Origin of the sequence: Pseudomonas sp. MWU12-3088 (genome assembly GCF_023242405.1) — a bacterium.
In the GTDB taxonomy this organism is placed as follows: Bacteria; Pseudomonadota; Gammaproteobacteria; order Pseudomonadales; family Pseudomonadaceae; genus Aquipseudomonas; species Aquipseudomonas kribbensis.
In genome coordinates, this window is record NZ_JALJEA010000007.1 from 167030 (window position 1) to 183915 (window position 16886).

2 protein-coding genes (1 of these 2 cut by a window edge) are annotated in these 16886 nt (G+C 64.4%); both read left to right on the forward strand.

The window, feature by feature from the left end; translation table 11 throughout:
• On the forward strand, positions 1-16269 hold the full coding sequence (locus tag M5B98_RS18050) for a non-ribosomal peptide synthetase (protein ID WP_248743497.1): 16269 nt from the start codon (positions 1-3) through the stop codon (positions 16267-16269).
• On the forward strand, positions 16266-16886 hold the 5' end (the start) of the coding sequence (locus M5B98_RS18055) for a non-ribosomal peptide synthetase (protein WP_248743498.1). 14028 nt of this gene lie beyond the right edge of the window; only the first 621 of its 14649 coding nucleotides appear in the window; it begins with the start codon at positions 16266-16268; its stop codon lies off the right edge, out of view. The genes M5B98_RS18050 and M5B98_RS18055 overlap by 4 nt, the downstream gene beginning before the upstream one ends.

Consider the following 16886-nt stretch of genomic DNA (forward strand, 5'->3'; position numbering starts at 1 on the left):
ATGCAATTTCGCGAGCTGATGGCTGTTATTTCCACCCATGCGATCCGCCTTCAACAGGACGATGAAGACCTGGTCATTCTGGGCGATGACGAGGCGCTGGACGACGCGCTTTGGGACAGCCTCGCCAAACACAAGGCGCAGTTGCTGGAGCTGGTGGCGAGCCATGGCGGCGACTGGTCGAGCCCGGCGCTGCGCATCACCCCGGACATGCTGCCGCTGGTGAAACTGGATCAGCCGGCCATCGACCGCATCGTCGCCACCGTGCCGGGTGGCGTGGCGAATGTGCAGGACATCTATCCGCTGGCGCCGTTGCAGGAGGGCATGCTGTATCTGCACCTCGCCGCCGGTGAAGGTGATCTGTATGTGCAACAGGCGCAGTTTACGTTCGACAGTCACGAGCGCCTCGACGCGTTTGCCCAGGCCTTGCAATGGGTGATCGACCGTCACGACATTCTGCGCACCTCGTTTGTCTGGGAGCGCCTGGACGAACCGGTGCAGGTGGTCTGGCGCCAGGCGCCGCTGGTCTGCGAAGAGGTGCAGCTCGACACGTCGAAGGACGTGTTCAGTCAGTTGCAGGCGCGCTACGACGCCCGGCACTTGCGCCTTGATCTGCAACAGGCGCCGCTGCTGCGTTTGGTGTATGCACGGGATCCGGCGCAGGGACGGATCGTCGCGCTGCTGCTGTTCCATCACATGATCATCGACCACGTCGCGCTGGACGTGGTGCGCCGGGAAATCCAGGCCTGGCTGCAAGGGCAGACCGAGCTGGTGGCGCCGGCGGTGCCGTTTCGCAATCACCTGGCGCGGGCACGCATGGCCCTCGATGAACAGGCCCACGAAGCGTTCTTCCGCGAGATGCTCGGCGATATCGACGAGCCGACGCTGCCGTGGGGCCTGCAGGATGTTCACGGCGGCGGACACGCTTTCGAAGACGCACAACTAACGCTCAGCGACGCACTGAACCTGCGACTGCGCACGCAGGCGCGGCAGCTCGGCGTGAGCGTGGCAAGCCTGATGCACCTGGCGCTGGCGCGGGTATTGGGCCAGTTGTCCGGGCGCACCTCGGTGGTGTTCGGCACCGTGTTGCTGGGGCGCATGGAGGCGGGTGACGGCGGCGAACAGGCGCTGGGCATGTTCATCAACACCTTGCCGCTGCGGGTCGATGTCGGCGCGCAAAGCGTTTACGACGGCGTGCTCGCCACGCATCGTCGCCTGAGCGCCTTGCTCGCCCATGAACAGGCTTCGCTGGCACTGGCCCAGCGTTGCAGCGCGTTGAGTGCGCAGACGCCGTTGTTCAGCGCCATGCTCAACTATCGCCACAGCGCTGTCGGTGATGTTGCCGCGGTGATCGAACTGGCCCCCGGCGTCCAGGTCCTGAGTGGCAAGGAGCCGACCAACTATCCGCTGACCCTGAGTGTCGATGACCTGGGCAGTGGTTTCCGGCTGTCCGCCATCGCCCCGAGCGGCATCGGCGCCGAACGGGTCTGCGCCTATGTGCAAACCGCACTCGACGCCTTGCTCGATGCCCTCGAGCAATCGCCCGAGACGCTGATCAATCAGTTGCCGGTTTTGCCGGAGCTGGAGCGGCAGCAATTGCTGGTGGGCTTCAATGACACACGTGTCGATCTTGATCTGGAGCCGACCGTTCATGGCCTGTTCGAGGCTCAGGTCCAGCGTTCGCCGCAGGCCGTTGCATTGCAGGCCGATGCGCAATCACTGACGTATGTTGAACTCAATGCCCGGGCCAATCGTCTGGCTCACCGCTTGCGTGAGCTGGGAGTCGGGCCGGATACGCCGGTGGCGATCTGCGTAGAGCGCGGGCCTGAACTGGTGATTGGCCTGCTGGGCATCCTCAAGGCCGGCGGCGCTTATGTGCCGCTGGACCCGGCGTACCCGGCGGAACGCCTGAACTACATGCTCAAGGACAGCGCCCCGGTGGCGCTGCTGGCGCACGGCGCGACCCGGGCGCTGTTCGAGGCGGGTGGCGTGCCGCTGCTCGATTTCGATCAGGATCACTGGCAGGACTACCCCGATCAAAACCCTCAGGTGCCGGGCCTGAACGCTTCGAACCTGGCCTACGTGATCTACACCTCGGGCTCCACCGGCACGCCGAAAGGGGTGATGGTCGAGCATCGTGGCCTGGGTAATCTGCTGCATTGGAGCTCGCAGGTGTGCCCGCCTGTGACAGACGGCGCCCTGTTGCAGAAAACCCCTTACAGTTTCGACGCCTCGGTCTGGGAGCTGTTCTGGCCGCTGACATCGGGTCTGCGTCTGGTACTGGCGCGCCCCGACGCGCACTTCGAACCGGCGTACTTGACGCAAGTGGTGCGCGAGCAGCGCATCAGCGTGATCCAGTTCGTGCCGGCGCTGTTGCAACAGTTCCTCGACGTGGAAGACATCAGCCAGTGCACCAGCCTCACGGATGTGTTCTGTGGCGGCGGCGAGCTGACGCCGGCGTTGGCCCGTCAAGTCCGCGAGCGTCTGCCGCAGGTGCGCTTGCATAACGTCTACGGCCCGACCGAAACCACGGTCGACAGCACGGTGTGGACGCTGGAGCCGTCGATGCCAGTGCCTGAAGTGCTACTGCCCATCGGCCGGCCGGTCAGCAATACCCGTTTGTACATCCTCGATGAACAGTTGCAACCGTTGCCGCTGGGCGTGGCCGGCGAGCTGTACATCGGTGGCGTGCAGGTGGCGCGTGGATACCTGAATCTTGCGTCGCTCACCGCCGAGCGTTTTCTCGACGATCCATTCAGCGACCAGCCCAATGCGCGGCTGTACCGCACGGGCGACCTTTGCCGTTACCGGGCTGACGGCAACCTCGAATACCTCGGTCGCAACGACGATCAGGTGAAGATTCGCGGCTTGCGTATCGAGCTCGGGGAAATCCAGGCGCGGCTGATGCAACTCGACACCGTGCTCGCCGCCGAAGTACTGGTGCGCGAAGACGTGGCCGGCGATCCACGGCTGGTGGCGTACTACAGCGGTGAGCCGCTGGACATCGGCGAACTGCGCAGTCATTTGCTGGAGCAACTGCCGGATTACATGGTGCCGACGGCGTTCGTCCATCTCGACGCCATGCCCCTGAGCCCCAACGGCAAACTCGACCGCAAGGCGTTGCCGGCGCCGGATCAAAGCGCCCAGTTGCTGCGTGGGTACGAGGCGCCGGTCGGCGAGGTGGAATGCCGTATCGCCGAGATCTGGCAGACCCTGCTGAACGTCGAGCAGGTCGGGCGCCATGACAATTTCTTCGAGCTGGGCGGCCATTCCTTGCTGGCGGTGAAACTGGTAGAGCGCATGCGCCAACAGGAAATGAGCTGCGATGTCCGGGTCCTGTTCGGTCGGCCTACCGTGGCAGGACTGGCGGTAACCCTGGGCGCGTCGTCCGGCGTTCAAGTTCCGGTCAATCGCATCACCCCTGACTGCCAACACATCACGCCCGACATGCTGCCCCTGGCTTCACTCGATCAGGCCGGCATCGACCGGATCGTGGAAAGTGTCCCCGGTGGCGTCGCCAACGTGCAGGACATCTACGCCCTGGCGCCGTTGCAGGCGGGGATTCTGTATCACCACATGGCGGCAACTGCCGGTGATCCTTATGTGTTGCAGGCGCAGTTCGTGTTTGACGGGATCAAGTCGATCAAAGCGTTCGTCCGCGCCGTCAACGTGGTGATCGCGCGCCACGACATCCTGCGTTCAAGTGTGGTCTGGGAAGGCCTCGAAGAGCCGGTGCAAGTGGTCTGGCGTGCGGCGCCATTGGCGCTTGAACGGGTGGATGACGAAGCACTGGCAGGCGACGTGCTGCAACAGATGCAGGCGCGTTTCGACCCGCGTCACTACCGTCTGAACCTGGGCCGCGCACCGATGATGCGTTTTGCCTACACCGAGGATCCGCAGCACAAGCGCTGGGTCGGCATCCTGCTGATGCATCACCTGATGCTCGACCACACCGCGCTGGAAGTGCTGGTGAGCGAGATGAACAGCGTGCTGCACGGTCACGCCGCCGAACTGGCGACCCCGGTGCAGTACCGCAACTACGTCGCACAGGCCCGGCTTGGCGCGGATGCCGAGGCGCATGAAGAATTTTTCCGCGACATGCTCGGCGACATCGACGAGCCGACCCTGGCGTTCGGTGTGCAGGACGTGCACGGCGACGGCAGCGCGGTGCTCGACAGCCAACTTACGCTGGACACCGCGCTGGCCTCGCGTCTGCGTGAACAGGCGCGCCGGCTCGGTATCAGCGTGGCGAGTCTGGCGCACCAGGCCTGGGCGCAGGTCCTGGCGCAGATCAGCGGCCGGGACGAAGTGGTGTTCGGCACCGTACTGCTGGGCCGGATGCAGGGCGGCGAGGGCGCCGACCGGGCGCTGGGCCTGTTCATCAACACCTTGCCGCTGCGCGTCAGCGTGACCGCCACGGCGGTGCGCGACAGCGTGCTCGCCACCCATGAACGGCTGGCGCAATTGCTCGCGCATGAGCAAGTGTCGCTGGCGCTGGCCCAGCGTTGCAGCGGGGTTTCCGGTTCGCTGCCGTTGTTCGGCACGTTGCTCAACTATCGCCACAGCGCACCGCAGGCTGCGGGGCTGACGCTGGATGGCATTGAACTGCTCAGCTCCCGCGAGCGCAGCAACTATCCGCTGGTGGTCAGCGTCGATGACCTTGGCGAAGGTTTGCGTCTGAGTGTGCAAGCGGTGCCGGGCATCGACGGTGCGCGGATCTGCGAGTACATCAACATTGCCTTCGACAGTCTGGTGCAGGCGCTGGAGCAGACGCCGTATGTGGGCGTCGATCAACTGTCGATCCTGCCGCAGGATGAGCGGCGGGAGTTGTTGGTCGGGTTCAATGCCACTGAGCGGGAATACCCGTCAGGTTCGACGGTTCATGGTCTGTTCGAACAGCAGGTGAAACTGCATCCGCAAGCTGTGGCGGCGGTGCATGGCCACACAGCGCTGACGTATGAGGAACTGAATCAACGGGCCAACCGACTGGCCCACCATCTGATCGGGCAGGGCGTGCAGCCGGGGGATCATGTGGCGATCCTGCTGCCGCGCTCGCTGGATCTGCTGGTCGCACAACTGGCCATCGGCAAATGCGCGGCGGCTTATGTGCCGCTGGACATCAATGCGCCGGCTGAACGTCAGGCGTTCATGGTTGAGGACTGCGGGGCGAAAGCGCTGTTGACCTTGAGCACGGAGTCAGTCGACTACACCGTGCGCCGGATCGATCTGGATGCGCTGAAACTCGACGCGCAACCGACGGACAACCCGGACCTGCCGCAGTCTTCGGAATCCGTGGCCTACATCATGTACACCTCCGGCTCCACCGGTACGCCGAAAGGGGTGATGGTGCCGCACCGGGCCATCGGGCGACTGGTGATCAACAACGGTTACGCCGATTTCAATCCGCAGGACCGCGTGGCATTTGCGTCCAACCCGGCGTTTGACGCCAGCACCATGGATGTCTGGGGGCCGTTGCTCAACGGCGGGCGAGTGGTGGTTATCGATCATGACACCTTGCTTGATCCAGACGTGTTCGGGCAGGTATTGGCCGCTTCGGGCGTCACGATCCTGTTCGTCACTACTGCGTTGTTCAACCAGTATGTGCAGTTGATCCCTGAAGCCCTGAAGGGCCTGCGCATGGTGCTCTGCGGCGGTGAACGTGCCGATCCGGCTGCGTTCCGCCGCTTGCTGGCCGAGGCGCCGGATCTACGCATCGTCCACTGCTACGGCCCGACCGAAACCACGACTTACGCCACGACGTTTGAAGTGCGCGAAGTGGCAGAAACCGCCGACAGCGTGCCGATTGGCGGCCCGATCTCCAACACCCAGGTCTACGTGCTCGACGCCCGTCAGCAACCGGTGCCGATGGGCGTGACCGGCGAGTTGTACATCGGCGGCCAGGGCGTGGCGCTGGGCTATTTGAATCGCCCGGACCTGACTGCCGAAAAATTCCTGCAAGACCCGTTCGGCGATCAACCGGGTGCGTTGCTGTACCGCACTGGCGACCTCGCACGCTGGCTCGCACCGGGGCAACTGGAATGCATCGGCCGCAACGACGATCAGGTGAAAATCCGTGGTTTCCGTATCGAACTGGGAGAAATCGAAAACCGTCTGCTGAACTGCGAAGGGGTCAGGGAAGCCATCGTGCTGGCGCGTCAGGACGGCCAGGAGCCGCTGCGTCTGGTGGCGTATTTCACCGCCGAAGAGGGCGTGGACAGCGCCAGCCTGCGCGAACAATTGCAGGCGCGCCTGCCGGAATACATGGTGCCCTCGGCCTGGGTGCAGCTCGACGCCTTGCCGCTGAACAACAACGGCAAGGTCGACCGCAAAGCCTTGCCAATGCCGGAACCGGGGGCCTGGCTCAGCCAGGCATACGAAGCCCCGCAAGGCCCGGTGGAAACTGCGCTGGCGCAGATCTGGGCCGATGTCCTGAAGCTGGAAAAGGTTGGTCGCCACGACAACTTCTTCGAGCTGGGCGGGCACTCGTTGCTGGCGGTGAGCCTGATCGAGCGCCTGCGCCGGATCGGCCTGAGCACCGACGTGCGCGTGCTTTTCAGCCAGCCAACCCTGGCCGCGCTGGCGGCAGCGGTGGGCAGTGGTCGCGAAATCGAAGTACCGGCCAACCGCATTCCTGCCGATTGCACGCGCATCACCCCGGACCTGCTGAGCCTGACCGCACTGGACCAGGCCGGCATCGACCGGATCGTCGCCACGGTGCCGGGCGGCGCCACCAACGTGCAGGACATCTATCCGCTGGCGCCGTTGCAGGAAGGCATCCTTTATCACCACTTGAGCGCCGAGCAGGGCGACCCGTACCTGCTGCAATCGCGGCTGGCCTTCGACAGTGTCGAACGCCTGCGCACCTTCACCGACACCTTGCAACAGGTCATCGCACGCCACGACATCCTGCGCACCAGCGTTGTCCACGAAGGCCTGGCGAACCCTCATCAAGTGGTGTGGCGCCACGCCGAACTGGTGGTTCAGCACGTCGCGCTGGATTCAGCAAACGGCGACATCCTTGAACAGTTGCACGAGCGCTTCGATGCCCGTCACTACCGCCTCGACATCAGCCAGGGGCCGTTGCTGCGCATGGTGTATGCCGAAGATCCGAAGCAGCAGCGCGTGGTGGCGATCCTGCTGTCCCATCACCTGATCCTCGATCACACCGCGCTGGAAGTGATCGTCGAAGAAATGCGCGGTGTCATGTTCGGTGAGATCGACCACCTTTCGGCGCCGATCCCCTATCGCAACTATGTGGCTCAGGCACGCCTGGGGCTCGGCGAGCAGGAGCACGAAACGTTCTTCCGCGAGATGCTCGGTGACATCGACGAGCCGACGCTGCCGCTGGGACTGCGGGACGTGCAGGGCGACGGTCACGGCATCGAGGAAGCGCTGCAACCGGTGGCCACCGAGCTCAACGTGCGTCTGCGTGAACAGGCGCGGCAACTGGGCGTAAGTGCCGCCAGCCTGATGCACCTGGCCTGGGCGCAAGTGCTGGGCGTGCTGTCGAACCGCCGCGATGTGGTGTTCGGCACGGTGATGATGGGACGGATGCAGGGCGGCGATGGCGCCGACCGGGCGCTGGGGGTGTTCATCAACACCTTGCCGCTGCGTATCGATGTTGGTGCCGGCGCGCGGGACGGGGTCAAGGCGACTCACGCACGACTGACCGCGTTGCTGGGGCATGAACATGCCTCGCTGGCGCTGGCCCAGCGTTGCAGCGGTGTCGCGGCATCGTCGCCGCTGTTCAGTGCCTTGTTCAACTACCGTCACAGCGCCCCCGCGCAGTCGTCGCAGAACGGGCAGGGCATTTGGGAGGGTGTGCAGAAACTCGGTGGCGAAGAACGCACCAACTACCCGCTGACCCTGAGCGTGGACGATCTGGGCGAAGGGTTCGCCTTGTCGGTTCTGGCGGTGAGCCAGATCGGTGCGCAGCGGATTTGCAGTTACATGCACACCGCGCTGGAGCAACTGGTGCAGGCGCTGGAACAGACGCCGCAAAAACCGTTGAACCGTTTGCCGATCCTTTCGACTGCGGAGCTGGAACGTCTGGTCGAGGGTTTCAATCCTCCGGTCACGGCCTATCCCCGTGGCGCAACGATTCACGCAATGGTCGAGGCGCAGGCCGAGCGCAATCCGAATGCCCTCGCCGTGATTCAGGGCGCGCAACAGCTGACCTACGGGCAGCTCAATCAGCGCGCCAACCAACTGGCCCATCACTTGATCGGCCTCGGTGTGCAACCGGACGACCGCGTCGCCATTTGCGTGCGTCGCGGCCCGCAGATGCTGGTGGGGTTGCTGGCGATTCTCAAGGCCGGCGCCGGTTATGTGCCGGTGGATCCGGCGCACCCGGCGGAGCGCATTGCCTACCTGTTGCAGGACAGCGACCCGGTGGCCGTGCTGGTCCAGGCCTCGACCCGGGATCTGCCGGGCATGATGCCGGTGATCGATCTGGACAGCGACGCCTGGCAACACCTGCCCGACAGCAACCCGCAACTGCCGTACCTGACTCCGGCAAATCTTGCGTACGTGATCTACACCTCGGGCTCCACCGGCCAGCCGAAAGGGGTGATGGTCGAACACGCGACTTTGGAAAACCTCGTGCACTGGCACGCCGAAGCCTTCGACCTGCACGCCGGCAGCCACACCGCCAGCGTTGCCGGTTTCGGTTTCGACGCGATGGCCTGGGAAGTCTGGCCGGCACTGTGCGTCGGCGCGACCCTGCATCTGCCGCCGGAATCGGTGAGCAATGAACACCTGGACGAATTGCTCGACTGGTGGCGGGCGCAGCCGTTGCAGGTGAGCTTCCTGCCGACGCCGGTGGCCGAATATGCGTTCAGCCGCGAGCTGCAACACCCGACCCTGCGCACCTTGTTGATCGGTGGCGACAAACTGCGCCAGTTCAACCGTGCACAAACCTTCGCGGTGATCAACAACTACGGCCCGACCGAAGCCACGGTGGTCGCGACCTCCGGGCCGGTGGAGGTCGGTCAGCCGCTGCACATTGGCAAGCCGATGGCCAACGCCCGCATCTATCTGCTGGATGACCAGCAACGTCCGGTACCGGTGGGTGTGACGGGCGAGTTGTACGTCGCAGGCGCCGGTGTGGCGCGGGGTTACCTGAATCGTCCGGAAATGACCGCCGAACGCTTCCTCGCCGACCCGTTCAGCGACCAGCCGCAGGCGCGGATGTACCGCACCGGCGACCTCGCACGCTGGCTCGCTGACGGCAATATCGAATACCTGGGCCGCAACGATGATCAGGTGAAACTGCGCGGCGTGCGGGTCGAACTGGGGGAAATCGAAGCCGCGCTGGCCAGCCATCCGACGGTGCAGGACGCCGTGGCGCTGGTGCGCGACGGGCAGTTGCTGGCGTGGTTCACCGAGCGTGCACCGGCCGATATCGAAGCCCTGCGCAATCATCTGCAAGGGCTTCTGCCGCAAGCCTTGATCCCGGCAGCTTACGTGCGACTCGACGCCTTGCCGCTGACCGCCAACGGCAAACTCGACCGCAAGGCCTTGCCGGAGCCGGATCAGAACGCCTGGCTCAGCCGTGAATACGAAGCTCCGCAAGGCCCGGTGGAAACCGCACTGGCGCAAATCTGGGCCGACGTCCTGAAACTGGAAAAGGTTGGTCGTCACGACAACTTCTTCGAACTGGGTGGTCATTCGCTGCTGGCCGTGAGCCTGATCGAACGTCTGCGCCAGATCGGCCTGAACACCGACGTGCGTGTGCTGTTCAGCCAGCCAACGCTGGCTGCACTGGCCGCTGCGGTGGGCAGTGGTCGTGAGATCGAAGTACCGGCCAACCGCATTCCCGTGGACTGCACTCACATCACTCCGGACCTGCTGAGCCTGGCCGAACTGGATCAGCCGAGCATCGACCGCATCGTTGCCACGGTGCCCGGCGGCGCCGTGAACGTGCAGGACATTTACCCGCTGGCACCGTTGCAGGAAGGCATCCTTTATCACCACTTGAGCGCCGAACAGGGCGACCCGTACCTGCTTCAATCGCGGCTGGCCTTCGACAGCGTCGAACGTGTGGACGCGTTCGCGGCGGCGTTGCGTCAGGTCATTGCCCGCCACGACATCCTGCGCACGGCGGTGATCTGGCAGGAACTGGCCGCGCCGATGCAGGTGGTGTGGCGTCACGCCGGACTGGCGGTGCAGGAGATTGTGCTCGACCCGGCGGATGGCGACGTCCTTGAACAGTTGCACGGGCGTTTCGATGCCCGTCACTACCGCCTCGACATCAGCCAGGCACCGTTGCTGCGTCTGGTGTATGCCCGTGACCCGGCTCACGATCGGGTGGTCGCGATGTTGCTGTTCCACCATGTCGTGATGGATCACACCGCGCTGGACGTGGTGCAGCACGAAATGCTCGCCTGCCTGCAAAGGCGCGAAGCCTCACTGGGTGCGGCGGTGCCTTACCGCAACTACGTGGCGCAGGCGCGGCTGGGTGTCAGCGAGCAGGACCACGAAACGTTCTTCCGCGACATGCTCGGCGATATCGACGAGCCGACTCTGCCGTTCGGCTTGCAGGATGTGCAAGGCGACGGTCGCGACATCGAGGAAACGCAACAGGCCCTGACGGCTGCAACCGGCCAGCGTCTGCGCAGTCTGGCGCGGCAACTGGGCATCAGCGTGGCCAGCCTGTTCCACCTCGCATGGGCGCAGGTGCTGGCGGCGACATCCGGGCAGGATCGTGTGGTATTCGGCACGGTGCTGATGGGCCGGATGCAGGGCGGCGAGGGTGCCGACCGGGCGTTGGGGATGTTCATCAACACCTTGCCGCTGCGGGTCGATCTCGGTGAAACCCCGGTGCGTGACGGGGCTCGGGCGACGCATGCACGTCTGAGCGCATTGCTCGGCCATGAGCATGCGTCACTGGCGCTGGCCCAGCGTTGCAGTGGGGTGGCCGCGCCGTCGCCGCTGTTCAGTTCGATGCTCAACTACCGGCACAGCGCCGACGAAGCGCAGCAGCAAAACCTGCGTCAGGCCTGGCAAGGCATCGAGACCCTGAGCAGTGAAGAACGCACCAACTATCCGCTGAGCCTGGGCGTCGATGATCTGGGCAACGGTTTCGTGCTGACTGCCATGACCCCGGCGAGCATCGGTTCACAGCGCATCTGCAACTACATGCAGACCGTGCTGGAGAAACTGGCGGATGCCCTGGAACAGGCACCGGATCAGCCGCTGAATCGCTTGCCGATCCTCGACGGTGCAGAGCGTCAGCAGGTGCTGTACGACCTTAACGCCACCGGCACCGCAGACAATCTGGAGCAGACCGTTCACGGGCTGTTCGAAGCGCAAGTCCAACGTACGCCGCAAGCCATCGCGTTGCAGGCCGGTGAGCGGCGGCTGACCTACGCCGAACTCAACGCTCAGGCCAACCGTCTGGCCCATCACCTGCGCGAACTGGGCGTGGGGCCGGATTCGCGGGTGGCGATCTGCGTCGAACGCGGGCTGGAACTGATGGTCGGTCTGCTCGGCATCCTCAAGGCGGGCGGTGCCTATGTACCGCTGGACCCGGCGTACCCGGCGGAGCGTCTGGATTACATGCTCAAGGACAGCGCCCCGGTGGCGGTGCTGGTACATGGGGCGACTCGCGCATTGCTCGACGAAAGCACCGCGCTGGTGATCGATCTGGATCAGGACCACTGGACATTCAACCCGCAGGACAATCCGCAAGTACCGGGCCTCAACGCTTCGAACCTGGCCTACGTGATCTACACCTCCGGTTCGACCGGGGCGCCGAAAGGCGTGATGGTCGAGCATCGCGGCGTGGGCAACCTGCTGCACTGGAGTTCGCAGCTGTGTCCCGTCGTGACGGACGGCGCGCTGTTGCAGAAAACCCCGTTCAGTTTCGATGCCTCGGTCTGGGAGCTGTTCTGGCCGTTAAGCGCCGGGCTGCGTCTGGTGCTGGCGCGTCCTGACGGGCACCGCGAGCCGGCGTATCTGGCGCAGGTGATTCGCGAGCAGCGGATCAGCGTGATCCAGTTCGTGCCGGTGCTGTTGCAACAGTTCCTCGAGCAGGACGACGTCAGCCAGTGCAGCAGCCTCACGGATGTGTTCTGTGGCGGCGGCGACCTGACACCGGCGCTGGCGCGCCTTGTGCGCGAGCGTCTGCCGCAGGTGCGCTTGCACAACGTCTACGGCCCGACCGAAGCCACGGTCGACAGCACGGTGTGGACGCTGGAACCGTCGATGCCGGTGCCGGACGGCGCCTTGCCGATCGGGCGGCCGATCAACAACACCCGTCTGTATGTACTGGATGCCGCCGAGCAGCCGGTGCCGATGGGCGTTATCGGTCAGTTGTTCATTGGTGGTGCCGGGATCGCGCGGGGCTATCTGGGATTGCCGCAATTGATGGCCGAACGGTTTATCCCGAGCCCGTTCGTGGCCGGCGATCGGCTGTACGCCACGGGCGACCTGGTGCGCTACCGCGCTGATGGCCAGCTCGAATTCATCGGGCGCAACGACTTCCAGGTCAAGGTGCGTGGCCTGCGCCTTGAACCGGGTGAAATCGAAGCGCAACTGTTCAGCCATCCGGCCCTGCGTGAAGCCGTGGTGCTGGTGCGTGAAGATCGTCTGGTGGCGTACTTCACCTGGCACGCCGAGGCCGGGCAACCGGGGATCGAGGCGTTGCGCGAACACTTGCTCGCACGCCTGCCGGACTACATGGTGCCGTCGGCCTTCGTCGCGCTCCACAGCCTGCCGCTGAGCCCCAATGGCAAGGTGGATCGCAAGGCACTGCCGGCTCCCGGCGCCGAGTCGGTGCTGGTGCGCGAGTACGAGGCTCCGCTCGGCGAGACCGAAATCGCCCTGGCCCGACTGTGGGGCGAGGTGCTGAACGTCGAACGGGTGGGGCGCCACGATCACTTCTTCGAACTGGGCGGGCACTCGCTGCTGGCGGTGAGCCTGATCGAACGCATGCGCCAGATCGGCCTGAGCACCGATGTGCGCGTGCTGTTCAGTCAACCGACCCTGGCCGCGCTGGCTGCGGCCGTGGGCAGCGGTCGAGAAATCGAAGTACCGGCCAATCGCATCGCGGCCGATTGCACCCGCATCATTCCGCAGATGCTGACGCTGGTTTCGCTGGATCAGGCCGCCATCGACCGCGTGGTGTCCAGCGTGCCGGGCGGCGCAGCCAATGTGCAGGACATCTATCCGCTGGCGCCGTTGCAGGAAGGCATTCTTTATCACCACTTGAGCGCGGGAGAGGGCGATCCGTACCTGCTGCAATCGCGTATCGCGTTCGACAGTCTTGAGCGTGTGCAGCGTTTCACTGCGGCATTGCAGCACGTCATCGACCGCCATGACGTGCTGCGCACGGGCGTGGTGTGGGAAGGCTTGAGCGTGCCGGTGCAAGTCGTGTGGCGAAAGGCTGAGCTGGTGGTGCAGGAGGTCGTGCTGGATCCTGCGGCCGGCGACATCCTTGAACAGTTGCATGCCCGCTTCGATGCCCGGCATTACCGCCTCGACATCGCCCAGGCGCCGTTGTTGCGTCTGGTGTATGCCCGGGATGCGGCCCGTGGCCGGGTGGTGGCGATGCTGCTGTTCCATCACATTGTGCTCGACCACACCGCGCTGGAAGTGGTGCGCCACGAAATGCAGGCGTACTTGCGCGGGGCCGACGAGCCGTTGCCGGCGGCGGTGCCGTATCGCAATTACGTGGCGCAGGCGCGGCTGGGTGTCACCGAGCAGGAGCATGAAGCGTTTTTCCGCGACATGCTCGGCGACATCGACGAGCCGACCCTGCCGTTCAGCCTGCGCGATGTGCGCGGCGACGGACGCGGCATCGAGGAAGTGCAGCAGGTCCTCGACAGCGGCCTGAATCTGCGCCTGCGCAGTCAGGCGCGGCAGATGGGCATCAGTGTGGCCAGCCTGTTCCACCTTGCCTGGGCCCAGGTACTGGCGGCGACCTCCGGGCAGGACAACGTGGTATTCGGCACCGTGCTGATGGGCCGGATGCAAGGCGGCCAGGGCGCCGACCGTGCACTGGGCATGTTCATCAACACCTTGCCGTTGCGGGTCGATCTGGGCGAAACCCCGGTGCGCGAGGCGGTCAAGGCGACGCATCAGCGTCTCACCGCGTTGCTGGGCCACGAACACGCTTCGCTGGCACTGGCCCAGCGTTGCAGCGGGATCGCGGCGCCGTCGCCGTTGTTCAGCGCGATGCTCAACTATCGACACAGCCACGGTGCAGAGCATGCGGACAGCGTGGTTCAGGCCTGGCAAGGCATCGAGACCCTGAGCAGCGAAGAGCGCACTAACTACCCGCTGAGCCTGAACGTCGATGACCTGGGCAACGGCTTCTCGCTGATTGCCATGGTGCCGGCGGACATTGGCGCGCAGCGGATTTGCGGCTACATGCAGACGGCGTTGATGGCGTTGGTGGAGGCGCTGGAACAGGCACCGACGCAAGCGATGAATCGTTTGCCGGTTCTTGAGGGGGCGGAGCGGCAGCGGCTGCTGTTCGACTTCAATGCGACCGATGTCGGTTATGACCTTCAGCAGAGCATCCATGGCTTGTTCGAGGCGCAGGTCTTGCGGTCGCCGCAGGCTGTGGCGGTGCTTTCCGGCGAGCAGCGACTGAGTTATGCCGAGCTGAATGCTCGGGCCAATCGCTTGGCCCATCACTTGCGCGGACTGGGTGTTGGCCCGGATGCGCGGGTGGCGATCTGCGTCGAGCGGGGGCTGGAAATGGTGGTCGGGCTGCTGGCCATTTTGAAGGCTGGCGGCGGTTATGTGCCGCTGGATCCGGCGTATCCACTGGAACGGCTGGCCTACATGTTGGAGGACAGCGCGCCTTCGGCGGTGCTGGTGCAGGATTCGACTCGCTCGTTGCTGGGTGAAGTCGCGGTGCCGGTGGTCGATCTGGATCACGACACCTGGCAATCGTTGTCGGCGGATAACCTTTCCGTCGATGGGCTGACTCCGCAACACACGGCTTACGTGATCTACACCTCGGGCTCCACCGGCCAGCCGAAAGGTGTGATCAACGAGCATTCCGGGGTGGTCAACCGCCTGCTGTGGATGCAGAACGCTTATCGCCTGACATCTGAAGATTCGGTGCTGCAAAAGACCCCGTTCAGCTTCGACGTGTCGGTGTGGGAATTCTTCTGGCCGTTGATGACCGGCGCGAGACTGGTGATGGCCCGTCCGGGCGGCCATAAAGATCCGCTCTATCTCAGCGAAGTGATTGAAGCCGAACGCATTACCACGCTGCACTTCGTGCCGTCGATGCTCGACGTGTTCCTCGCCCATGGCGACACCGCACGTTGCCACGGTTTGCGTCAGGTGATGTGCAGCGGTGAAGCGCTGCCGGGCAGTCTGGTGCGGCGCTTCAAGCAGCAATTGCCGAACAGTGGTTTACACAACCTCTACGGCCCGACCGAGGCGGCAGTGGACGTCACCGCCTGGGATTGCTCTGGTCCGCTGGAGCAAACCCCGGACAACACGCCCATCGGCAAACCGATTGCCAACACCCGCATGTACATCCTCGATGCCCAGCAACAACCGGTGCCGCAAGGCGTGGTCGGCGAGCTGTACATCGGTGGTGTGCAGGTGGCGCGGGGTTACCTGAATCGTCCTGAACTCAGCGCTGAACGGTTCCTTCAGGATCCGTTCCAGCCCGATGGCCGCCTGTACCGCACCGGCGACGTCGCCCGTTATCTGGCGGACGGCAACATCGAATACCTGGGCCGCAACGACGATCAGGTGAAGATCCGTGGTCTGCGCATCGAACTGGGTGAAATCCAGTCACGCCTGACCGACATCGGCGGCGTGCAGGAAGCGGCGGTGCTGGCCCGCGAAGATGTGCCGGGGGACAAGCGACTGGTGGCCTATTACACCGGCGCCCGACTGGAAATCGATGTGCTGCGTGGTCATCTGCTGGAGCACCTGCCGGACTACATGGTGCCGGCGGTGTTCGTGCATCTCGATGCATTGCCGCTGAGTCCGAACGGCAAGCTCGACCGCAAGGCCTTGCCGGTGCCGGATCAGGCCTCGGTCGTCACTCGTGAATACGAAGCGCCGGTCGGCGAGGTGGAAATCCTGCTGGCCGGACTCTGGGCCGAACTGCTCAACGTGGAGCGGGTAGGGCGACACGACAACTTTTTTGAACTGGGCGGGCACTCATTGCTGGCGGTCAGTCTGATCGGCCGGTTACGTCAGGAAGGCATGGAAGCCGAGGTCAGGGCGTTGTTCGAACAACCGACCCTGGCCGGATACGCCGCAATTACGGAAAGAATGGAGATCGTCCTGTGAACGTGATCGAACTGTTGGCAACACTTAAAGCGAAAGACATCCAGTTGGCGGTCACCGACGACCAGTTGCGCGTACAGGGCAACAAGCAGGCGCTGAGCGATCCGGCGGTGCTGGCGCTGTTGCGCGAGCACAAACCAGCGCTGATCGAGCTGATCAAGGCCGGGCAATATTCAGCGACCAAGAGCGGTCAGGTCGACGTGCCGGCCAATGGCATTGCACCCGGCACCACGCGCATCACTCCGGCGATGCTGACCCTGGCCGAACTCGATCAGGTGACCATCGACCGTCTGGTCAAAGACGTGCCGGGCGGCGCGGCCAACGTGCAGGACATCTACCCGCTGGCGCCGTTGCAGGAAGGCATCCTTTACCACCATGTCAGCGCTACCCAGGGCGATCCGTACGTGATGCAAGCGCATTTCGCCTTTGCCGATCGCGGGCGTTTGAACGCGTTCGTTGAGGCCTTGCAGGCCGTCATCGATCGCCACGACATCCTCCGTACGGCGGTGGTCTGGGAGGGGCTGGATACACCGCAGCAAGTGGTCTGGCGTAAGGCCGAGTTGCCGGTGGAAGAGATCGATGCCGAAGGCGATGCGCTGGCGTACTTGCACGAGCGTTTC